This window comes from Streptomyces sp. PA03-3a, from assembly GCF_033792735.1.
Lineage (GTDB): Bacteria > Actinomycetota > Actinomycetes > Streptomycetales > Streptomycetaceae > Actinacidiphila.
Genome location: NZ_JARAVM010000008.1, coordinates 250,242 through 271,082 on the forward strand (window position 1 = coordinate 250,242; position 20,841 = coordinate 271,082).

Consider the following 20,841-nt stretch of genomic DNA (forward strand, 5'->3'; position numbering starts at 1 on the left):
TGCTAGCGTCTTCGTTCGGACGTAACCGCGCGATCAGCGGGCGTCGACGGCAACGGCACTGTGGGCACGGGGTCGGCTTCGGGCAGGCCCAGGTACTCGCGCACTGCGGCGTTGTCGCCGGTGGCGTCCGCGAGACGGGCGGCCTGGTCGAAGGCCCGCTTCTGGATGCGCTCGATCTCCTTGGTGACGTCCTCGATCGGGTAGCCCGCTTCCTGCAGCATCCGTACCGCGGTGTCGAGGGAGAACACGCCCTTCTCGTAGCCGGCCGTGACGTCGTTGAGGACGGTGGTGCGGTCGGCGGGGGTGTGCGCGCCCCACGCGAGGCGGGCGGGCAGCGACTCGCCGGCGGGCCACGCCTGCCCGGCCTGGTGCAGGCGCTGCACCATGCGCAGCAGCAGCTGGTACTTGTGGTTGCGGGCCAGGCGCATCGCGGAGACCAGGGAGTCCAGCGGGCCAATCGCCAGCTGCAACGCATACCCGGACGGCACCTTGGCCACGTCGAGGGTGCCGAGCCCGGCCGTCGTCAGCCGCGTGTTCGACGCCAGCCGGTCCAGGAGGTGATCGGTGCGCTCGCGGAGCTCGGCGAGCTGCGCCGAGGTGTCGAGGGTGTCCATACGCCCCGAGTCCGACAGCTGCCACACCGTCCCGGCCTCCACGCGCACCGGCATGGGCTGGCCTGTGGCGCGGTCGATGGGCAGCCGCGCCCCGGCCAGCGCCACGATCGGTGTGCCGGTGGTCGCCGACGCGGACGCGCTGTCGGTGTCGGTGGCGGCCAGCTCGTCCAGCAGCTGCAGCACGGTCGCCAGCGACGACTTCCCCCAGTGCTCGCCGACGTCGGGGATGGTATTCGGGATGTGCACCACGGGGATGAAGTCGTGCATCAGGTCGAGGTGGTCCAGGACTTGCCCGTCGGACCGCACCCGGTACGCGGCCTTGTCCGGCGGCAGGGAGAACACGTCGTGGGCCAGGCCCAGGTCCTCCAACAGCCATTCGGCGTCGGTCAGGTAGCACGTCGTCCCCGACGGCTTGCCCGGCGCCCACGGGTACACGCGGGTCAGCGTGCCGGTCAGTGGGTCGAGGGTGTCGCCTACGGTCAGCACCGGGTCGCCGTCGGCGCCGGCGACGTGCTCGCGGATGGCCCGCCCGTCCTCGGTGCTCCCGGACGCGGTCGACGGCCCGATCGGGCCAAGCTCGTACGTGATGCGCCGCACCCGGGCCTTGAGGCCGCGGGCCGGGTCTGCGGCCAGCTCCCACGCGAAGTGCACCCGTGACGGGTACTCCTGCGCGTCCTGCTCGCCCTCGTCCCACTCGGGGAAGTAGAACCCGGGGTCGTAGGTGCGCAGCAGGGCCCGCTGCTTGGCGGGCTCCCACGCCAGGGTGTACACGCCGTCGCCGCACCGCACCGCGCACCGTTCGGCCTGCTGGATGCGCAGCGGCAGCAGCTCCTTGTCGGCCCAGGCGCGCAGCTTGTCCTGCAGGTCGGCGGCGGCCAGGTCCTCGGTAGTCGGCTCGTCCTGCTCGGCGTGGTCGGCGCCGGGCACCGCGATGGTCTGCTGCGCGCCCAGCAGGTAGCCCAGGGTGGTGTCGATCAGCTTGGACGGGTCGCCGAGCTCGCGGCGCTCAACGCCGTGCTGGTCGCCGGTGACGGCGGCGAGCTGCCCAGCCTGGTTGGAGTCGTAGGCGGCGAGGAACTTGTACGCGGACAGGCGGCGCAGCTCCTCGCCGGGCACCCACGAGGTGTTCAGCTCGGGGAACGCGCTCTGGCCCGGCCGGGTCGGGTCGGCCATGGCCTGCTTGTAGTTCAGCCACGACCAGGCGTCGATGAGCAGTTCGCGCAGCCCCACGGGTGCCCTCCAGGCATGCAAGGCCCCGCGCCCGCGCCGACCAGGATACGGGCAGGGCCTGCCCGCCCTGCATCGGGCCGAGGACCCCCTGCCGAGCTAAGGCTAGGGAATCTGGCGCGGGCAAGAGCTTGACGCTTTGCAACTTCGGTTCGTAGGCGAGCTTCCCGGCTGGCCACTGGCGCACTTGCCTCTGCGGTATCTTGCGGCGGTGACCCAGGACCGACCCTCGCTCCCCTCGGCACTGCATCGCGCAGTGCTGGAAGAAGCTGGCTATGCCTGCGCAATCCCCACTTGCCGCATGACGCCGGTAGAGGTCGCCCACATCGAACCGTGGTCGAAGGTGAAGGAGCACGCCTTCGACAACCTCATCGCGCTCTGCCCGAACCATCACACGCGGTTCGACCTGGAGCGACGTATTCCGAAGTCCTCGATGCTGAAGTACAAAGCGAACCTTGCCGTCCTAAACGGTCGGTACAGCACCCTAGAGCGGCGGCTCATCGAGGATGGCGCAACGATGCCGCCGGGACAGGAGATCCCTGTCCACATTGGCGTCCGGATCTTGATCCGGAACCTGCTGGAAGACGGCCTGCTCGAAGAAGCCAACGATCCTCAATACCTGCTCACGGGCTACGACCTGGGCGGCGTCAAGACCACCGAGTTGTACCATTTTACGGAGAAGGGCCGAGCGTTCATCGAGCGATGGAAGGACGCAGAGCCGCTCTTCGACGAGTGACCCGGGGCCAGCTGCCTCCCCGCTGGACTCTTGATTGCGCCGCCATACACCGGGCGCTCGCTTCGCTCGAGCCGGACAACGGCTCCGCGTCGCACTCGCACAAGCCAGGCAATGCAGAACCAGCCGGGACGGGACGCGATCCGCGAGACCTGGCCTCATGACGGCTGGCGGAATCCGTGGCCGTCTGAGCAAGGTGGAGATCCTCGTAATACCCCACGAGGCGTCATCAGTATTGCGAGAATGGGCAGCCTCAGGACGGGGTGGCGGCGAGGAGACATAGCGTGGGGGAACAGCGCATCAGTGGCCGATTCCTGCTGCTGGGAGACGGGCCACGCGACGGCGGCATGTCGACGGTCCACCGGGCGATCGATTTGCGGTCTCCTACCGGGGAGTCCGTGGCTGTCAAGCTGCTCCACAAGCGGGCTGGGCTGCTCTCAAACGAGTTCCTCGACCGCGAGCAGGAGTCCCTGAGGCGACTGGGCAAGGCCGACCATCCGAACATCGTGCGCCTGATCGAAGCCGGATGGTCGGAGGAGCTGGACCGGGCCTACCTCGTGCTGGAGTGGATCGAAAACAGCCTCAAGCAGAAGATGGACCATGGCGAGGCGATGAGCTGGCGTCGGTTCTACACCGACGTCGGTGCCCCGCTGCTTTCGGCGCTGGCGTGTGCTCACCTGAGCGAGATCGAGCATCGCGACCTCAAGCCGGGGAACGTGCTGCTCACCGCTGATGGGCTGGTCAAGCTCGCCGATTTCGGGATCGCAAAGATTCGCGACAACTTCTCGTCCGTTGCGACTGTCGCTGGATACCGGTCGGGGCTCTACTCTCCACCGGACGTCTCCAGCCCCCCGTACACACGCGACGTTTTCAGCTGGGGCGTTCTTGCTGTCCAGGCCCTCTCCGGTAGCGCCGCCAAGGAATACGCGGATCTGCAGACTGTTTTGGAGGGTCTTGACCTTGAGGACGAGGTCCGCAGCATCCTGCGTTCCTGCGTGAACCTACAGGCAGCCGAACGCCCCAGCAACGCGAGTGTCCTTGAGCAGAAGCTGGCCCGGGTAGAGCAGCGGTTCGATAACAGTGCGGCGCAGCGAGCCTGCCATCTGTGGCTTGGGTTGACCAGGCGGGCCGCCAACGTCGTCCTCGGCCGACCGGCGGGCAGCCAGGAAGCGGTTGTCCGCGACGAGTGGAAGCGCGCGGAGTCGCTGCTGTTGGAGGACCTCGCAGGGGCTGTGCACGCGGACTTCGGCACTGACAGGGAAAGCGGGAAGGTCAATGACCACGACGTAATCCTTGTCGGCCAGGCCTTCCAGATAACCATCGTGCCGGATAACCGCAGCGATGACGACCGGGCGGTCATCGTGAAGGTGCAGAAGGTACAGCCGGAACAACGAGCCCGGTGGTGCGAATCTCGGGTCAACGTCGGTGCCGTCCTGACGTTCACGTTCACCAACCCAGGGGAAAGGGCTGCTGCGCAGGGCTGGGATGAGATGGTCGCTCAGCTGGATCGGCAGGCTGAGGACCGCGAGCGTGCGAAGCAGGTTGGGACTACCGCCGTGTCGGCGGACCTGTTCGAGGGGTGGGGGCGGCTCCTGGCGGCTCGGGATGACCTTGCCGCTGGAGGCCGAACCCCAGTGGCATATACGCGGGCCGTACCGGACCCCGATGGCCGCACATGGCGGCTGTACCTGTCCCAGGGCTCTGTGGCGGAGACCGGGGAAGAATGGTCGGTCGCCGAACACGAACGTGGTAGGCCTGTTGAGCGTGGTGACATCGTCGCTGTCGACCGGGAAGACGACGTGATCACCCTGCGCTGCCCACGGGGAGCCCATCTGCCCGATCGGGGGGTTCTAGTCCCGTACCTCGGCGCGTCTCGGGTTTCTCTCAATCGGCAACGCGATGCTTTGGCCGCACTAATGACCGGCGGCGACGCACTCGCGAACCCTGATCTGCAAGCGATCCTCCTCGAACCCGGCTGCGCTCCCGCCGGCGAACCGGTGGAGATCAACACTTGGCTCCGGCCCGACCTCGACGACAGCAAACGGGATGTGGTGCGGCACGCACTCGGTAACCAGCCACTGTTGGTCGTGGAAGGGCCCCCAGGGACGGGCAAGACTACGGTGATCGCCGAAGTCGTCGAGCAGAATCTCCGGCGCTCGCCCGGCATGAAGATCCTTATCGTCAGCCAGACCCACATTGCTGTCGACAACGCCCTTCGTAGACTCGAAGAGGCAGGAGTCACCGGCATCGTGCGTCTTGGGCGCCCGGACGACCCCAGCGTCGGCGCCGACGCTCGACACCTTCTGCTAGACCCGCAAATGAAGAAGTGGGTCCAGCAAGTTCGCCGCAGCGCCCAGCAGCACATGGAGGACATGGCCTCCCGTCTTGGGCAGAAGCCTCGGTACCTGCGCGGAGCCCTGCACCTGCAGCAGTTGGCGTCTGTGGCCGCCGACCTCGAACACGTCGAACGCCGACTGGCCCGGCTGGAACAAGGCGATAGCGACTTCACCACCAGCGAGCAGGCCCGCGGTGATGCCATCGTCTCGACGCGTCAGCGTCGAGACGACCTTCTGGCTCTTCGTGCGGAGGTCTTTGCCGAGGTCCAGCGCGAGATCGGTGAAGATCTCACCCTCAGTGAGACGCAGCCCCCGCAGGACTCCAGGGACGCTGTCGCTGTGCTCCTTGGCGACAGTGAAGAAGCGCGGGCGCTGATGAGTGTCATCACCGTCCAGGGTGACTGGCTACAACGCATGGGCAACGACCGCGAGATCGTTGCCGAGTACCTGCGCACCAGAAACGTCGTTGGCGGCACTGCCATCGGCTTCCTGGGCCACCCTGCTGCCCGGAACCTCGAATTCGATCTCTGTATTTTTGACGAGGCATCCAAGGCGAGCGCCCCCGAAGCCATCGTCTCTCTGGTCCGAGCCAAGCGGTGGATCCTCGTCGGTGATCCGAACCAACTCCCGCCCTTGGACGAGGACCTCCTGCGGAATAGAGCTGTCATGCGGGATTACCAGCTCACCCCCGGCCTGGTGACGACGACCCTGTTCGATCACGTTCTGCGGCAGACCGCCAGCCCTGTACATCAAAAACTTCGGCAGCAGTACCGTATGACGCCCGCAATCGGAAACCTAATCAGTGAGTGCTTCTATCAGGGGGATCTTGAGTCGCCGGGCAGCCAACGCCTCGAGGGATACGCCACACTCGGCAAACCCGTCCTGTGGATCGACACTGGCGCCCTAGGGGCTGCTCGGCGCGAGTCCAGCCGCGCAACCGGCGAGACCAGTGTCGTCAACCGCGCCGAGGCCACGCAAGTCATGCACCGGTTGACCACGGTCGACAAAGCCGTCGCGAAGAACCACGTCCGCCCCCCTAGAGGCCGGACTCTGGAAGTCCTCGTAATCACGCCCTACAGCCGCCAAGTCGACGAGCTGCGTCGGCGGCTGGCTGCTACCCGCCTTCCTCACCTTCACGTCGAAGTGCTTTCTGTCGATGCTGTACAGGGCCGTGAATGCGACCTCGCCGTCGTCAGCGTCACCCGCAGCAACGACCAAGGACAATTCGGGTTCATCGGCCAGCACTACTGGCGACGCGTAAACGTGGCCCTCTCTCGGGCTCGCTATGGAATAACCATAGTTGGCGACGCAAGATTCTGTCGCAGCAAACCAGGCCCCCTGCGCGACGTCCTCCAGTACATGGACCGCCATCGAGAGGACTGCGAGATCCGTGATGCCCACCACTAATCACGCCATCCTGGCCGATCAGTTCGCCGACGCCCGCGACGGGCTGACCCTCGTAGCCATCGTCCCCGCCGGCATTCCAGTCACCACGCTCAAAGTCGATGTCGACGCACAGCAGGAGAAAGAACTGCCCCTGCTCACCGAGAGCATGCTGCGTCTGATCGGAGCCGGAGTCACCGCCCCCACTGACCTCAGTGGCCTGCTCGGCTTCCCTGTCGACCCGGTCCGGCGAACCCTTAGCGAAGGCATGTTCAGAGGGCACATTCGCCTTGACCCGAACTCATCGGACGGCGACGAGCGCGTACGACTAACACCGCTGGGGCAACAGGTCGCTGTGGAACACGCCGCCATCCGTCCCGTCCGGGAGCGTATGACGTTCTACTACGACGGAACCCTCGGCGACATCCAGCCCTACGACCCTGGCCTGCTTGTCCAGGCCCGAAAGGCCGCCGACGAGGACCTGCTCAAGCTTCCCGCTGTCACGACTAACCCCGTCCATGCCGACGACGTTACCCCCGAGAAACTCAACAGCCTTCTGCGTGCAGATGCCGACAATCGCTACACCGTCCTGTGCGTGCGAGACGTCCGCCACCCTCCCACACCCCGATACCTCCCAGCGGACTTGCTGGTCTACTCTGATCCTGACCGCAAGGACATCGAAGTTGCCGTCGTTATTGACGGAAAGATCTCGACTGCGCACGAACTTGCACTGATCAGCCGCGGCGGAGCAAACGCTCTCGGAATCCGAGTCGATCCTCCTGCCGAACGACCTCGACTCAATGACGAACTCGAACTCATTCGGGTTCCCATCGCCACAAGCCGCGAAAAGACCTCATCTCACGCCATGCCCGGGGCCGACCCAGGCGAGCAAGGGAAGGTCGTAGGGGTCAGTGTCTTCGACCACCCCCGTCTACTCGAAGACGCCATCACTCAGGCGCGTGACCGCCTTCTCATCATGTCTCCATGGATCAAGAAGTCCGTTGTCAATAATGCCTTTATTGCCAAGCTCGAAGGACGAGTTCGCCGCGGCGTCCGAGTGGACATCGCCTATGGCTTCTCCCGCCATGACACCAAGTGCGACCCAGAAGCGGTTGGGCTCCTCGAAGACCTAGCCAAAAGCTATCCCGAAAGCTTTACCTTCAGCCGCCTAAATAGTACTCACGCCAAAGTCCTCATTTACGACAACACCTGTGTCACCACGTCGTTTAACTGGCTTTCCTTCCAGGGGGCCCGCGACCGTACATATCGCATGGAGGAAGGCAATCTGGTTACGATCCGCTCCTTCACTGACACTCAATATGCGTACTTCCTCAGCCGTATCGCCGATGAACGCATGGCCTGACTGAGGTAGGGAGCTCGTGGACGAAGGACTGGCCGCGCTCTACGGAGCGGGCATCGGTGCCGTGTTCGGTGGGGGAACCGCTATCGCAGCCGCGTGGCTAGGCCGGGCCGGGATGCGTATGCAGGCCGATGCCGCCATTGCACAGGCCGAGCGGCAGGCTGACGCCCAGCTGGAGCAGTGGAAGCTGACGACGCGCAGGGAGGCGACGGTGGCGTTCCTCATGACTGGCCACGAATTCGCCGCAGCGGCGCGGGCGCACTGGCTTACAGACACAGACCGGCGGTGGGGGGACGTCCCCCGGGAGCTGCTTGCCGAGAAGGAGGCAGCGTTTGACGAGGCGCACCGCGTGCTGGAGCGGACCGGCGTGATGCTGTACCTCGAAGCGCCGCCGGAGCTGGCTTGGGAAGTTAAGCGTATCCGTGATCTGGCCCATGGAACTCATGTCGTCTGCCGCGGCCACGTCGACACGGATGGGCCCGCAGCCGAGGTGGAAGCCGAATTTGACGCTTTGTGGGACAGAATTGTGGAGGTTGACGAGGCGTTCGCGCGGTTCGCTGACTTTGCCCGCCCACACCTGATGACGCTGGGTACCGCAGACTGGACTGAGCACCCCGTGCGGAGGCGGTAGCCCGGAACTGCTACGGCGATGGGGCGGTGGCGCAGCCGACCATCCACATCGAGAGGTCCATGCCCTTTTGCTCCTCGGGCAGCTTGTTGTCCCATGCGGCCTGGCACGTTTCGTCGCCGGGATTCTGACCCGTAGCCCGCAGGTTCGCCCGCCAGTAGCGCCCGTCTTCGACCGAGGCGTCCAGGCGGGCCTGTGCGGAGGCTTTGATCTGGTCCGACGTGGGTGCTGCGGGCGTCGAGCTGCAGCCGGGCAATAGCAGGACCACGCTGGCGATGGCGGTCGCAGCCGCCACTTTCCCCCTGATCGACATGGGCCGGAGGCTAGCAGTCGGGACGGGTTTTGGCGCCCCGGCTGGGCCGTTGGCCTTATGGGGCCGTTTCCGGGGTCTATCGGCGTCCTCCGAGGCGGTCGTCGTGGATGTGGCCGGCGACGGCGTCGAGCTGGTCGGGGTCGGCGAGCTCGGTCAGTCCGTGGACGGCCGCGTCCATGCGGTCGGGGCTGTCCATGCCGACGACCCAGGTGACCATCTGGTCCTCCAGGGCGACGTGGGCGCCGACGTGGTGGACCAGGCCCTGCTCGTACAGCTGGGCGATGGGTTCGGCGCGCAGGCGTTTGCCGACCTTGGCGGTGACCTCCAAGACGCGGGGCATGAGCTGGCCCTTGGTGGTGCCTTCGCGGCGCAGCTGCTCCCACGCCTGGGAGAGGACCTGGCGGGCCATGTCCCCGCCGTAGTTGGACTCGACGACGATCGCGTCGGCTTTGAGGGCGAGCGCCAGGTGGCAGGCGGCGCGTCCCCAGTCGTTGGCGCCCATGCTGCCGGAGTGGTCTTCGAGGATGTACAGGTGGCCGTCGTAGCCGCGGGCGGCGCCGATGATGCCGGTCTCGTCGCCGATGGCGGACTCTCCGCCGGCGGGGTCGACGGCGACGATGACCCGGGCCATGTCGAGGCCGCCGAACTCGATGGTGGTGAGCCGGTGGTTGGTGATCCAGGCGCGCTGCCACACACCGCCCTCGGGGGGCCTGGGCTTCTGCTGGTACAGCGCGGCCCATACGCGTTCGCCGACGCGGCGTCGGGTGGTGGCGTGGTGCTCGGCGTCGAAGCGTTCGGGCCACAGGGGCTCGCCGAGCTTGCGGCCGAGGGGGTCGGTGTCGCTGTCGGCGAGCGCGGGCAGGTCGATGATCTTCCACTCGTTGGCCTGCGCGTCGGCGAGGATGCGGCCGGCGAGGTCGTCTTCGTTCCATCGGGTCTGGATGACGCAGATCGCCCCGTCGGGTTCGAGGCGGGTCTGCAGGACGGACTGCCACCACTCCCAGGTCTTGCGGCGCATGCTGGGCGAGTCGGCGGAGGCCATGTCCTGCACGGGGTCGTCGACGAGGGCGATGGTGGCGCCCTTGCCGGTGAGGCTGCCGCCGATGCCCGCGGCGACGAGGCCGCCTTGGTGGCCGGCGATGTCGAAGCGCATCGCGGCCCGGCTGGAGGGGTTGAGGTGGATGCCGAGGTCGTCGCCCCAGGTCTCGATGGCGTCGCGGATCCAGCGGGAGTGCTCCTCGGCCAGGTCGCCCGAGTAGGAGGCGATCATGATGCGGCGGTCGGGGTGCTGGCGCAGGTACCACAGGGGAGCCCAACGCGAGGCCCTGCGGCTCTTACCGTGACGCGGGGGCATGGTGATCATGACGCGGTCGGCGCGGCCCTCGGCCATGTCGATCCACGCCTGGTCGATCAGGTGGAGGTGGCGGGCCTGCATCTCGCGGCGCACGGTGAGGACGGCAGCCATCGCTCCGGGCGAGGCGTCCATGGCAATGCCGCGTTCGATGCGGGCGAGCTGGACGCGCAGCTCCGGGGAGGCCTTCGCAGCCAGGGCGCGGCGCTGCGCCGGCGGCCGGGTTCGGTAGGCGGCCAGCAGCTTGGTCTCGCGCTCGCTGCTAGTCATCGGAGCCATGTGCGGCATCCTCCGAGATGCCGATGAGGGCTTCGAGTTCGTCGAGGGCCACGGCGGTCAGCTCGCTGCCGGTGGCGGCCGGGGTGGCGAGCTCGGTCTTGTTGGGCTTGTCGAGGCCGTTCATGCGGGCGCGGCGCTCCATGATCCGCAGGGCCCGGTCGATGGCGGGCAGGTCGCCGTCCTTGACGGCCTGCCGGTAGGCGACGAAGAACAGCCGGTCCAGACGCAGGTTCTCCACGGCGCGCAGCTCGTCGGCGCTCTTGTCCTGCTCGGTGGTGCGCTCCTTGAGCGCCTGGCGGACGTCCTTGCAGGCGGCGTTGATGAGCTGGTCGTCGCCCGGCGGCTCCAGGCCCTTGCGGTATCGCTCGATGCCGTAGCCCTGCGGGTAGGCGATCCGGTCGGAGTTGACCGCGGGGTCGGCGGCGAGCTTGCGGCCTACGGTGAGCCAGTCGACGCCGGCCAGGCGTAGGTCGATGGCGTCCGCTCGCCGCTGTGCGATGGCGGCGCGCGCGGCCTTGTCGGGGCGTCCCACCGGCAGGAATCCTTCCGCTGCTGCGCGCCCCCGCGCCGAGAATCATGATGGCACCACGGCCGGGCGACGTTGCCTGTCGCCGAGCCGTGGTCCCTGGTCGAGCTACATGAAGGTCAGCTGCTTGGGCGCGTCGGGATCGTCGGGCGGTGTCCAGGTGGAGGGCGGTGCGTCGGGGGCGCCCCGGTTGGTGCGCAGCCACCACGCGAACTGCCAGTTGCGGCAGGTCCGGTACTTCCACTGGCCCCGCCGGTGGGCGTCGGCGGGGATCGAGTGCTCGCCCCATCCGAGGATGGGGCGGGCGTTTTCGAGGGTCACGTGCAGGCCGCGCACGAGGGCTGGCCCTTCCCACTGGTAGCCCTCGGCGTACTCGAAGGCCAGATGGGCGTTCTGCGACCAGTCCCACGGGTGGGGAAGCGCGCACAGGTACCAGGCCAGCGGCCGGTGTTCGGCTCGCAGGACGACGTGCTGACTGGGCGCCTTCGGGTTGACCGGGTGGCGGTCAGACCAGCCGAACGTTTCCAGGCAGTGCCGGTCGAGGTTCACGTGGCGGACCCCGGCCAGCCACATGATCAGGTACGGTGCGGCGGCTTTGATACCGACCCTGACGGGCGGTTGTGGCATGCGCGTAATTCCCCTTCGATAACGGGCCGTGGTTTATTCGGCCCGGTCATTCCTTTCTTTAACCAATTTTATCAAAATTTCCACGAGTTGCTTATGGCGCCCGTGCCGGAAGTCGTTGGGGTAAGGCATGTTGAATTCCTCGTCGAGAGCTTTCTCGTAATCGAGGCCTGAAAGCGGCAGGGGGTCCTTGCATATGGCCCTGAGTGTGGCGTTGGATCGGCCGGCGACCTTCACGGAGCCGAAGTACGCGCCCAGCAGATCGGCCAGTGACTCGGGCGTGTGGTAGCGAATCCGCATCCACTTGCCCTGCATGAATCGCATGTCGACGTTCTCGGAGTCCAGGAACGACAGCCGGGTGGAATCGTTGGCGCTGGTGGTGTGCTGCTTGGCCTCAAAGGCCTGCTCGACCAGCAGGTTGCGGGTGCCGATGCACACCGTGCCGTCGGCGGCGCACAGTGCGTTGACGGTCGTCAACACCCAGTGCTGGTAATCCAGCGACGTGGTGGCGTTGATGACGGAGTCGAGCACGACCATCTCGTACAGGCCGTGCGCGGCCAGCCGCTTCTCGACCGTGCGGATCATCGAGACGACACCCCGGATGTCCACGGCGTACTTGCCCGGCGTGGTGCGGTACGGCTCGTAGTCGTCGATGCTGTAGCCCTCGGGCCGCAGCTTCTTCGCGTAGTCGCCGTGGCCGGCGCCGAAGTCGACCACCCGCGTCTCGGGGCGGTCGCGGAGCCGGGGCAGGGCCAGCTTCTCCCACACCTCGCTCTTGTAGGCGAGCTTCCCCTGCTTCTTCAGCGAGGTGTACTGGCGCAGCCGCTTGGGCTGCACGATGTGCTGGTTGTAGACCGGCGCCTGGTCCTCCAGGCCTGACCAGTCGTACACGCCGTACTCGCCGGTGAGGTCGGCGACCAGCTGCGCCGCGTCCATGGACGTGCAGGTCCAGGCGAGGACGTCGAAGTGGTTCGCAGCGGCGACGACCGCGTACTCGGCGTTCAGCGCGATCTGGCCCTGGTCGTCGATGACGACGCTGCCCCACGCGCCGTGCCCGCCGGTCATGTGGGAGATGGCCTGCTGGAACGGCTTGTTGCGGGAGACGGCCACCTCGATGGTCTGCCACGGGATCCACGACCACTCGCCGATGGGGCCGGGCTGGGCGTACACGATCGACGCCTCGGTCTCGACGCGGTTGTGCAGGAGGTTGAACTGGATCTCGTCGGTCAGGCGGACGACCTGGCCGAGCATCACCGCGGGTGTGTGCGTCATCCCGAGCGCGGTCATGGCCTTGGTTCTCTGGTGGCCTGCGACCAGGGTCCCGTTGGCGTTGAGGATGACCGGCTTGACGATGCCGTGGCGGCCGATGGACCCCTGGAGTCGCTCGAAGGCCTCTTCGGACAGGTGTCGCGGGTTGTAGTCGGCCGGCCGCAGGTCCTTAAGCGGGTACGCCTCGTAGAAGGTCGTGGCGGGGCCGCTGCTGTTGGGGGCGGGGATGCCGCCCGGGACGTCGCTCATGCGTCGACGTCCTCGTCGTCCTCGTCCGCGACGTCGTCGGCCTCTTCGTCGCCGGCGGGCTCGTCCTGGTCGCCGGAGGCGTCCTCGCCAGGTGCTTCAGCGGTGTCGGTGTGGGCCTCCTGCAGCAGGTGCCAGCCGAAGCCGAGGTCGGTGCGGGACTCCTTGAGGAAACGCTCGTAGATGCCGTTGAGGGTTTCCACCTCGGCCGCGGTGATCTGCACGCGGGTGGTGGACCACTGCAGGTAGCCCCACTGCAGGTACTCCAGCTTGGCCATGGCGCCGGTGCCCTGCCCGTCGGAGGGCAGGTCGATCGTGGCCGGCAGGGCCCGGCTGTCGAGCAGCTTGTCCAGGGCAGTCTGGTCGTAACCGGTGCCGTCGAGGTCCGGAAGTTCCTCGAGGATGTCGGCCAGCAGCTCGCTGTCGTACCCGGCGAGGTCGGAGGTGCGGTTGTCGACGACGACGATGCGGGCCGCGTCCTCGTCGGAGACGTCGACCCAGGTCGCGGCGATCTGCTCCCAGCCGAGCTGCTTGGCGGCGGTCCAGGTGTGGTTACCGGCCAGGATCTCGTTGGGGCGGCTGGTGTGGGTACCGCGGTTGACGACGATGGCCTTGTACTGGCCGTTGACGCGCAGTGACTCGGCGATGGCGTCGACGTCGCCGGTGCGCGGGTTGCGGTGGAACACCACCAAGTCGTCGATCGGCACCGCCAGCGGCAGCAGCGACTCGGGAATGCGGGCGGGCGCAGCACTCACTCAAGTGTCCTTCGGTGTAGGAGGCGTTTCCCCGCGCCCTACCCGGTCCACCCTACGGGATCAGTGATGAGATGCTCCTTGGCTTACGGAACCCGCCGGTTACTCCAGGTTGCGCCTACGTGCATAGCGCGGAGCGGCGGCCATTGGGGGATGCGCTGGAGGCTTGTAGAGGTCCCGACCCGGGAACGGTTCGTCGGGAAGGTACGGACGCGATGCCGATGTGCCGTCCTCACTTTCGCCTACCCGGAGCGGGGACCCTGGCAAAGCAAGGGGTCTAGCGTGTCGCTCGCAGGCGTCTGTCGTGCGTCACGGTCGTCTTCCAGTCTGGCGACCGGCATCGCCGAGAGCCTGCCCAAGTAACGCCGATGCTGTGACGTTGACGCGGCGAGCCGGGCTACCTGCTGGGCTTCTGGGCTTCCTTTCGAACCTGATCGAAAGATCTACCGCGCGTGACCTGCACCTGTCAGCATGTGATCGCTGCCGGCCGGTCTAGCGCACGCTGCACCCCGGCGGGGGATCACTCACGATCAGACGGAGGAGAAATGGCTGTGGGACGGCTCGGCAAGTGGGGCATACGGTCAGCGGCGCTCGCTCTCGCGATACCTCTCATGAGTATCGGGTTGAGCACGCCTGCATCGGCTGGCACCTGTACGACTTCGGGCTGCGGTGGTGAGGTCAGCAACAATGCGCGCATGTCGGTCCGGATCGCCAACTGTTGGTCGGGAACTTCCAGCACGTACTCCGGCGACAAGCTCCCCTGCGTGACGCACGTCAACGTCTGGGGCAGCTATTACGCTGACGTTGAGCTTCCGGCGGGGGACGAGTCGAAGTTCCACTACAACTACTACGACACCGATGCCGTTCGGTTCTACAAAAACTGTGTCACCAAGTGGCACTACTGGGGTGGCTGGACCAACACCGAGGACCGGCGGGGCAAGACCAGCCTGTGGAAGAAGTTCACCGACCTGGACCACGTCTACATCGAAAGCATCACCTGCTAGCACTCCGGCGGAGCCGAGGGGCGGCGGCGCGCGGCGCTGTGAGCAATGACGGCTCCGTGAGCGCCGCGCTCCGTGGCTGCTGCGGATAGCGGCTTGCGTCTAGCGGTTGTTGCAGCGACACACGCCTTGGGTCGTGCACCAGGAGTCACGATGGCGTCCCTCGTGATGGTGTAGCCGATCAACATTGAGTAGTGCGCCGGTGTGCTCCGACTGGTGGCGTCCGCTCCCTGCGCACGGGGTGGGCCACCGTGCAACTCTTCCTGATAAACGCCCAGTTCATCGAGGAGAGGAGGTGCACGGTGGCCCTGTCTCAGTCTGAACTGATACGCCTGCTGGAGTCACTACGTTCGTCCGACGGAATCGAGCTCGTTCGCAGCGTCGCCGAGCGGATGCTGCAGGAGCTGATCGACGCCGAGACCGCGGCGAAGATCGGCGCCGAGTGGAACGAGCACACCGACACCCGTACCAACTACCGCAACGGGCATCGGGACAAGAGGCTCACCACGCAGGCCGGCGACCTCGACCTGGCCATTCCCAAACTGCGGGCCGGCAGCTTCTTCCCCAGCCTGCTGGAGCGGCGCCGCCGCATCGACCAGGCCCTGTACGCGGTCATCATGGAGGCATACGTGCACGGGGTGTCCACCCGGTCGGTCGACGACCTGGTCGTGGCCCTGGGGGCGGACACCGGTATCTCCAAGAGCGAGGTCTCGCGGATCTGCGCCGCCCTGGACGAGCAGCTGACCGCCTTCCGTACCAGGCCGCTGGACCACACTCGCTTTCCCTACATCTACCTCGACGCCACCTACTGCAAGGCCCGGGTCAACCACCAGATCGCCTCCCGGGCCGTGGTGATCGCCACCGGCATCACCGAGGACGGCGGCCGGGAGGTCCTCGGCGTGATGGTCGGCGACAGCGAGACTGAGGCGTTTTGGACCGAGTTCATGCGCCACCTGCGCGAACGCGGCCTGAGCGGGGTCCGCCTGGTCCTCGCCGACCACCACACCGGCCTGGTCAACGCGATCCGCAAGGTCATGATCGGCGCCGCCTACCAAAGATGTCGTGTCCACTTCCTGCGCAACGTCTTCGGCGTGATCCCGAAGGACGCCGGTGAGATGGTCGCCGCGACTATCCGCACCATCTTCGCCCAGCCCGGCCAGAGCGCGGTCCGGGCCCAGGTCGACACCGTCGCCGACATGCTCGGAGGCCAGTTTCCCAAGGTGAAGCGGATGCTGCTGGAAGCCAAGGACGACCTGACCGCTTTCGCCGCCTTCCCGGAACGGCACTGGAAGAAGATCCAATCGACGAATCCACTGGAGCGGATCAACCGCGAGATCAAGCGCCGGACCGACGTCGTCCAGGTCTTTCCCAACGACGACGCACTCCTGCGGCTGGTCACCGCTGTGCTGTTCGAAATGCACGACGAATGGATCGCCTTCCCCCGCCGCTACCTGCCCGAAGGCAGCATGGACGAGATCTACCCCGACAAGCGCCCCGACAGCGCCCCCTCGCTCCCCAGCACTACCAACACGACGGCCGATTGATCGGCTACACCACCACGCGGGACGCCATCGGAGTCACAGGAGTTGCACCACGTCGCACCTCGAAGCGGCGGGGTGTTACGGGCCCTCTCGGCCACATGAGGCTGTTTCGTTCGGCGAGAACTACGGTCAGCGGCCCGTGACGTTCCCGCATGAGCCGTTCGTAGAGTTCGGGATCGGCGGCATGGTTGCTTCGGTAGGTCGTCACAGGGCGCCTCGCGGGGACCCGCCCAGCCTGGCGGGCTGGGCGGGTCCATTCACGGGTGCGTGGAGCGGCGTCCCCGTATGGCTTCACACGGGCGGAGCCGGCGTCTCGCGGGTAGGGCGCGGGGCATTGGCCACCCCCTGAGCCGATCTCATTCTGAAACAAGCAGGTGCGACACGAGGTCGCTCCAAGTAAGTCAGGACAGCCACATGAAGGAGATTTCAATTGGCTGAAGTTCGGGCCAGTGTCAAGGTTCGTACCCGCGTCTAGCGTTGGGTGGTCAGGTGTCGACGCCGTCGTCGGCGTTGCTGCCCGGCGTGCGCAGCACTGCTGTGTGGGTGCGGATGCGGCGGTATTTCTGCTCGAAGGTGTGGCCGTCCCACTGGGCTCGTGGGTCAGAGTCGGGCACGCGCAGAACGTGGTCGAAGAGGGACAGGTCGCCGGGCGAAATGTGCCAGCAGAACTGCCAGCCTCCTGCGCGCAGGAACAGCACGTGCCAGCCGTCGCCGACGTCGGCCGGTGCGGGAGCGACGACGCTGGGGTGCAGGGCTGCGAGCCACGCGGCGAGGTGGGCGCGTTCGCGGTAGGCGGCGCCCAGCAACTCGTTGAGGGGAACGACGGTGCTGATGTGCACGCTTCGCTGCCTGTGGTGGTCGCGGGTGCCGACGCCGGTGACGGCGGCCGCGAGGCGTTCGGTGTGCGAACCGGACAGGGGCGGCTCCAGGCGCGTGACGCACCCCGCTCCGGGGGGTGCCTGGCAGACGGGGCACTCGACGTCGAGGACGGCGCGGGCGCCGCCGGCGAGGCGGCGGGTGAGGTCGGCGACCTTTGCGGCCAGACCCGCCTGGCTGGCGACCAGGTGCTCCACGCCCGCGGAGCCGTTCGGACTCGACGGCGCTGAGGACCCGATGCCCGGCGTGACCGATCAGGTGCCGCAGCTGGTCCAGCGTCGGCCGTTCTTTAGGTGCCTGGGTCATCGGCTTGCCTCCAGGTCGGCCTTGTCCACCAACGCAGCAGGGAGCGACGCTGGCCGGGCGTGAGCCGCACGGCCCTGGCGTACACGGACACGACGCGAGCGGCGGGAGCGCACGAGGTGGGGAAGCGGTCCTTGGCGGAGGCCTCCAGCTCGCCGACGGGCTCGACGGTGTACAGGTCGCCGTACCGCTGGGCAGCCGTCGAGGGCGCGCGGCGGGTGCGGGGTGATGAGGTCCCCGGGCCGCAGCCCGGGACACCACCGTGGAAGTAGCACAACGCTGAGTCGCCTACCGGTCGTTGCAGCGACACATGCCCTGTGGTGTGCACCAGCCGTCGCAGGCGTTGCACCAGGTCGCGCCGGGTACCGGCGGGGTGCGCTCGTTGGGGGCGACGGCGCGGCGCGGTCGGCGGGCGTCGAGGTCCTGCTGGAGCTCGGCGAGGTGCGCGGCCGCGTCGGGATCGGGGGCGGGTCGGGGGTACATCAGGTGACTCCGGACATGATCGGGGGGACGCGGGACGGATCGCTCGGCCAGGACCTTGGGCAGTGGTCCGTAGCGTTCGCGCATGAGCCGTTCGAACAGCTCCGGGTCGGCGGCGTGGTCGCTGCGGTAGGTCGCGGTCACGACTTCGTCCCCGAGCAAGCGGGGACCCGCCCGGCCTGGCGGCTCGGGCGGGTCCGCACGCGGATGCGTGGGGCGGCGTCCCCATGTGGCGCCGCATGGGGCGGGGCCGGCGTCTGGCGGGTAGGGCGCGGGGGATTGCCACCCGCCAGACACCTTTGGGGGATGCCGCATGCCACGGCACTGCTGAGGAGCCGGTCCCGCGGCTGCAGCCGTTCCCCTTCAGCGTGAGGAACGTACCACGATCTAATGTTGTGGCACATCATTCGGGGCCTGTGGTCGTGACGCCCGCCAGGCCCGGAAGCGGATCGGGATCGTTCGGAGCCGCGGTGGCGGCCGAAGCGTCAAGGGTGCCGTCCCACAGGTCGACGCCGAACAGGGCCTCTGTGCCGCCGGCGTCGAGCTCGTCGGCGGAGAACAGGCCGCGCCCGGCCTGCAGGGCCCTGGGTCGGTGGCTGGTGAAGTCGCCGGGCTTCATGCTCCGCCAGTCGGGGCGGTCGGTCGTGTCGCTCATGGGGCTTCCCTTCGATGGTGGGGACGAGGCCCGGCCTGCCCCCGGGCTGGGGGCGGGCCGGTTCGGGTCAGACCGTGGCCGCGGCGGCGCGCTTGGCCGGGGCCTTACGACTCGCGGGGGCCTTGCGCTGCGCCGGGGCCTTCGGCTTGGCGGCGGTGGCCTTGGCCGGGGGCTTCGGCTTCGGCGTGGCGGCCGCGGCCGGAGCGGCGGGCTTGAGGCTTTCGTGCTCGGCGTCGGGGTTCAGGGCGATCGCGCGGGCCTCGGCGTGAGCCTTGGCCTGCCGCACGTTGAACCGCGCCTTTTGAACGGCGTCGGCAACGCGGTCCATCTGCTGCAGCCGCTTGCCGACCTCGCCCTCCAGGGCCAGGGCCAGCTTCATCGGGTCGGCCTTGGCCAGCTCCTCCAGCAGGCCGAGGATCTGCTCGATCTTGTCGATGCTGCTGCGGGTCTTGGTGCGCTCGCGCTGCCGCTCCTCGCGCTCTTCGGGGGTCATGTCTTCGACGAGCATCGCGACGACCTGGCCCTGTTGCTGTTTGAGCGCGTACGCGAAGTGGACCAGCTCGTTGTCGCCGGCGAAGGCGCCCTTGGCCCACTTGGCCATGACGGCGCGCTGGTTGCCGGGGGTCAGGGCCGCGATCTGGACGGCGGCCTGAGTGCCGATCGCTCCGGAGTTGACGTGCTGCTGCACCTCGTCGGTCAGGTCGAGGAGGGCGAGCCGCAGCGAGACGTACACCGAGGACTTTCCGAACTCCTGGGCCACGTCTTTGACTTCGATGCCCTCCTGGTCGTCGAGGATGCGGCGGAACGCCTTGGCCTCCTCGATCGGCGTCATGTCGGCCCGGTTGATGTTCTCGGCGACCGACCGCTTGAACCGCTCCAGTACAGTCAGGTCGTCGTCGGTGACAATGCACTTGATCTCGGTCAGGCCGGCGAGCTGGTGTGCGCGCCACCGGCGCTCACCCGCGACGATCTCGTAGCCGCCGACTTCGCGGTCGCGGCGGACCTCGATGGGCTGCATGAGCCCGAAGCGCGTTATGGAGTCGGCCAGTTCCTGCAGGGCCGCGGGCTCGAAGAACTCGCGGGGCTGGCGCGGGTTTCGGTGGATCTTTTCGACGGCGATCGTCCGGGTCGTCACAGCGGGCTCCAAGAGGTCGACGGGCGGGGGCTTTCCCTCTCACCACGCCTCTTATTTTACCTGCATATTAGAGCTAAGGCCAGAATTTTTTCGGCGTTTACACAGGTCAGGGCACATGTAAGGGCGGGCAACAGCCTTGCCCGCCCTTACCTGCGTGGCGCTTGTTCAGCTTGCCCGCACCAGCGCCGCCGCGTCACTGTGCTGCTGATCGTTCTGCGGCTCCTCGTCCATCACCACGGCCAGGACGCGCAGCGCCGCGCGCGCCTCCTGGGCACCCAGAGTGCTGCGGCCCGACCTCTCGGCCTCCAGCATCCGCGCCTGGATGCGTGCCGGATCGATTGCCACCTTGACCCTCCCCTACGGGGCGGTCCCCCCGCCCCCGCTGTCGCCGTGTACATCGCCGGTCCACGCGCATTGGGGACGCGCGGCCAGCTCCTTCCCACCCCCTGCTGGGTGCTCGGTATGGGGCCCGAGCGCCCGGCTAGCGACCGCCTGGGATCTACCAGGTGGTGTCGTTCGCCGTCTTCACGCGCAGGCTGCCGTCATGGGCGTCGACAACGATGTCCGCCGCCTGCACGGGAACGGCCCAGGTTGTATCCCCGGCACGAACGGCCCAGGTCGTGTCTTCCGTGCGAGCCGCACCAGGCTCCGACTGGAGAGACCCGGCCAGGATGAGCGCCACCACGGTGAGCACGGCAGCAGCACCGACGCGGGCAACGCGAGAAATGGACATAAGAACCCCCTGCGGATAGTCCCTTGCTGGCAGGTTGGTGTGCGCAGGAGCGGCAGCAACTACCGGCCGCCCGCCCAGGTCAAAGGTTCGTCATATGCCATACGCACACGCCAGGTGTGACAGCCTTGTACGCAGCGTGTGTAATGATCAAGAGGATTCAACGCAGGAATTTCACCAGACGGACAACTCAGGGGTTGTTAGGTGCCACAAGTACCCGACCTGCCCGATCTGTCGGACCAAGTGGTCACGGCCTACCAGCGCATACTCAACGGCGAGGCACTGAAACCGGGAACCCCCGGCCTCGCCGACTTGCTGACGGCAGGTCTCGCAGTTGACAGCTATTCAGGACTGAGCCCCGTCGATCCGCAGTACCCCGCCCTAGGTGTATTGCCCCGTGAGGTTAGGAACGCGGCTGGCGGGTGGTTGGCCCTTCAGCGCGGTGTGTCCGCGGTGGTGATTGTAGGTGTGCAGCCAGG

Annotated in this window: 19 protein-coding genes; 6 read left to right on the plus strand and 13 right to left on the minus strand. The window is 67.3% G+C overall.

The window, feature by feature from the left end; genetic code table 11:
- Positions 1-2: 2 nt before the first annotated feature.
- Positions 3-1,844 carry a hypothetical protein gene (locus PV342_RS12855; RefSeq protein ID WP_500317116.1) on the minus strand — a complete coding sequence of 614 codons (1,842 nt, stop codon included), beginning with the start codon at positions 1,842-1,844 and terminating at the stop codon, positions 3-5.
- Between the two features lie 208 nt (positions 1,845-2,052).
- Here PV342_RS12855 and PV342_RS12860 point away from each other — a divergent pair, with 208 nt between their 5' ends.
- The 4 genes from PV342_RS12860 (at position 2,053) to PV342_RS12875 (ending at position 8,284) form a co-directional block, all read left to right on the plus strand.
- Positions 2,053-2,577 (plus strand): HNH endonuclease, encoded by a 525-nt coding sequence (locus PV342_RS12860; RefSeq protein ID WP_361799856.1) that lies wholly within the window; start codon positions 2,053-2,055, stop codon positions 2,575-2,577.
- Between the two features lie 281 nt (positions 2,578-2,858).
- Positions 2,859-6,317, plus strand: coding sequence for an AAA domain-containing protein (locus PV342_RS12865; RefSeq protein ID WP_500317118.1), 3,459 nt, complete (start codon positions 2,859-2,861; stop codon positions 6,315-6,317).
- Entirely contained in the window at positions 6,301-7,656 is a 1,356-nt protein-coding gene (locus PV342_RS12870) for a phospholipase D-like domain-containing protein (protein WP_500317120.1), read from the plus strand. The genes PV342_RS12865 and PV342_RS12870 overlap by 17 nt, the downstream gene beginning before the upstream one ends.
- A gap of 16 nt (positions 7,657-7,672) precedes the next feature.
- Positions 7,673-8,284: a hypothetical protein gene (locus PV342_RS12875; RefSeq protein WP_500317122.1), complete on the plus strand. Its 612-nt coding sequence runs from the start codon at positions 7,673-7,675 to the stop codon at positions 8,282-8,284.
- Between the two features lie 10 nt (positions 8,285-8,294).
- Here the strand turns inward: PV342_RS12875 and PV342_RS12880 are convergent, their stop codons facing one another.
- From PV342_RS12880 to PV342_RS12905, 6 genes are all read right to left on the minus strand, one after another.
- Positions 8,295-8,594 carry a hypothetical protein gene (locus PV342_RS12880; protein ID WP_500317123.1) on the minus strand — a complete coding sequence of 100 codons (300 nt, stop codon included), beginning with the start codon at positions 8,592-8,594 and terminating at the stop codon, positions 8,295-8,297.
- 76 nt (positions 8,595-8,670) lie between these two features.
- Complete coding sequence (locus PV342_RS12885; protein ID WP_500317124.1) at positions 8,671-10,224, minus strand: terminase large subunit domain-containing protein; 1,554 nt, start codon at positions 10,222-10,224, stop codon at positions 8,671-8,673.
- Positions 10,208-10,756 carry a hypothetical protein gene (locus PV342_RS12890; protein ID WP_500317125.1) on the minus strand — a complete coding sequence of 183 codons (549 nt, stop codon included), beginning with the start codon at positions 10,754-10,756 and terminating at the stop codon, positions 10,208-10,210. Before PV342_RS12890 ends, PV342_RS12885 begins: the two co-directional genes overlap by 17 nt.
- Positions 10,757-10,858: 102 nt before the next feature.
- On the minus strand, positions 10,859-11,377 hold the full coding sequence (locus PV342_RS12895) for a hypothetical protein (RefSeq protein WP_500317127.1): 519 nt from the start codon (positions 11,375-11,377) through the stop codon (positions 10,859-10,861).
- Positions 11,378-11,410: 33 nt separating this feature from the next.
- Positions 11,411-12,892 carry a ParB N-terminal domain-containing protein gene (locus tag PV342_RS12900; RefSeq protein ID WP_500317129.1) on the minus strand — a complete coding sequence of 494 codons (1,482 nt, stop codon included), beginning with the start codon at positions 12,890-12,892 and terminating at the stop codon, positions 11,411-11,413.
- Positions 12,889-13,644: a ParB N-terminal domain-containing protein gene (locus PV342_RS12905; protein WP_500317131.1), complete on the minus strand. Its 756-nt coding sequence runs from the start codon at positions 13,642-13,644 to the stop codon at positions 12,889-12,891. Before PV342_RS12905 ends, PV342_RS12900 begins: the two co-directional genes overlap by 4 nt.
- Positions 13,645-14,252: 608 nt before the next feature.
- Between PV342_RS12905 and PV342_RS12910 the strand changes: the two genes are divergently transcribed.
- On the plus strand, positions 14,253-14,645 hold the full coding sequence (locus PV342_RS12910) for a hypothetical protein (RefSeq protein WP_500317133.1): 393 nt from the start codon (positions 14,253-14,255) through the stop codon (positions 14,643-14,645).
- Between the two features lie 299 nt (positions 14,646-14,944).
- Positions 14,945-16,186 carry an IS256 family transposase gene (locus PV342_RS12915; protein WP_500317135.1) on the plus strand — a complete coding sequence of 414 codons (1,242 nt, stop codon included), beginning with the start codon at positions 14,945-14,947 and terminating at the stop codon, positions 16,184-16,186.
- A gap of 482 nt (positions 16,187-16,668) precedes the next feature.
- Here PV342_RS12915 and PV342_RS12920 read toward each other — a convergent pair whose 3' ends face one another.
- From PV342_RS12920 to PV342_RS12945, 6 genes are all read right to left on the minus strand, one after another.
- Positions 16,669-17,256 carry a WDGH domain-containing protein gene (locus PV342_RS12920; RefSeq protein WP_500317137.1) on the minus strand — a complete coding sequence of 196 codons (588 nt, stop codon included), beginning with the start codon at positions 17,254-17,256 and terminating at the stop codon, positions 16,669-16,671.
- A 394-nt stretch (positions 17,257-17,650) separates the two neighbouring features.
- Positions 17,651-17,986, minus strand: a complete 336-nt coding sequence (locus PV342_RS12925) for a hypothetical protein (RefSeq protein WP_500317138.1) — start codon at positions 17,984-17,986, stop codon at positions 17,651-17,653.
- Between the two features lie 259 nt (positions 17,987-18,245).
- Positions 18,246-18,497, minus strand: coding sequence for a hypothetical protein (locus tag PV342_RS12930; RefSeq protein WP_500317140.1), 252 nt, complete (start codon positions 18,495-18,497; stop codon positions 18,246-18,248).
- A gap of 67 nt (positions 18,498-18,564) precedes the next feature.
- The gene (locus tag PV342_RS12935; protein ID WP_500317141.1) at positions 18,565-19,632 is read right to left on the minus strand and encodes a ParB/RepB/Spo0J family partition protein; all 1,068 of its coding nucleotides are present in this window, start codon (positions 19,630-19,632) and stop codon (positions 18,565-18,567) included.
- 165 nt (positions 19,633-19,797) lie between these two features.
- Positions 19,798-19,977: a hypothetical protein gene (locus PV342_RS12940; RefSeq protein WP_500317143.1), complete on the minus strand. Its 180-nt coding sequence runs from the start codon at positions 19,975-19,977 to the stop codon at positions 19,798-19,800.
- Between the two features lie 154 nt (positions 19,978-20,131).
- Positions 20,132-20,365: a hypothetical protein gene (locus PV342_RS12945; RefSeq protein ID WP_500317145.1), complete on the minus strand. Its 234-nt coding sequence runs from the start codon at positions 20,363-20,365 to the stop codon at positions 20,132-20,134.
- Positions 20,366-20,841 lie beyond the last annotated feature (476 nt).

Excerpts from the sequence above, each read along its gene's own strand:
- PV342_RS12880 (WP_500317123.1), bottom strand. The coding sequence starts at position 8,594 with ATGTCGATCAGGGGGAAAGTGGCGGCTGCGACCGCCATCGCCAGCGTG.
- PV342_RS12885 (WP_500317124.1), bottom strand. The coding sequence starts at position 10,224 with ATGGCTCCGATGACTAGCAGCGAGCGCGAGACCAAGCTGCTGGCCGCC.
- PV342_RS12895 (WP_500317127.1), bottom strand. The coding sequence starts at position 11,377 with ATGCCACAACCGCCCGTCAGGGTCGGTATCAAAGCCGCCGCACCGTAC.
- PV342_RS12900 (WP_500317129.1), bottom strand. The coding sequence starts at position 12,892 with ATGAGCGACGTCCCGGGCGGCATCCCCGCCCCCAACAGCAGCGGCCCC.
- PV342_RS12910 (WP_500317133.1), top strand. The coding sequence starts at position 14,253 with ATGAGTATCGGGTTGAGCACGCCTGCATCGGCTGGCACCTGTACGACT.
- PV342_RS12930 (WP_500317140.1), bottom strand. The coding sequence starts at position 18,497 with ATGAGCGACACGACCGACCGCCCCGACTGGCGGAGCATGAAGCCCGGC.
- PV342_RS12945 (WP_500317145.1), bottom strand. The coding sequence starts at position 20,365 with ATGTCCATTTCTCGCGTTGCCCGCGTCGGTGCTGCTGCCGTGCTCACC.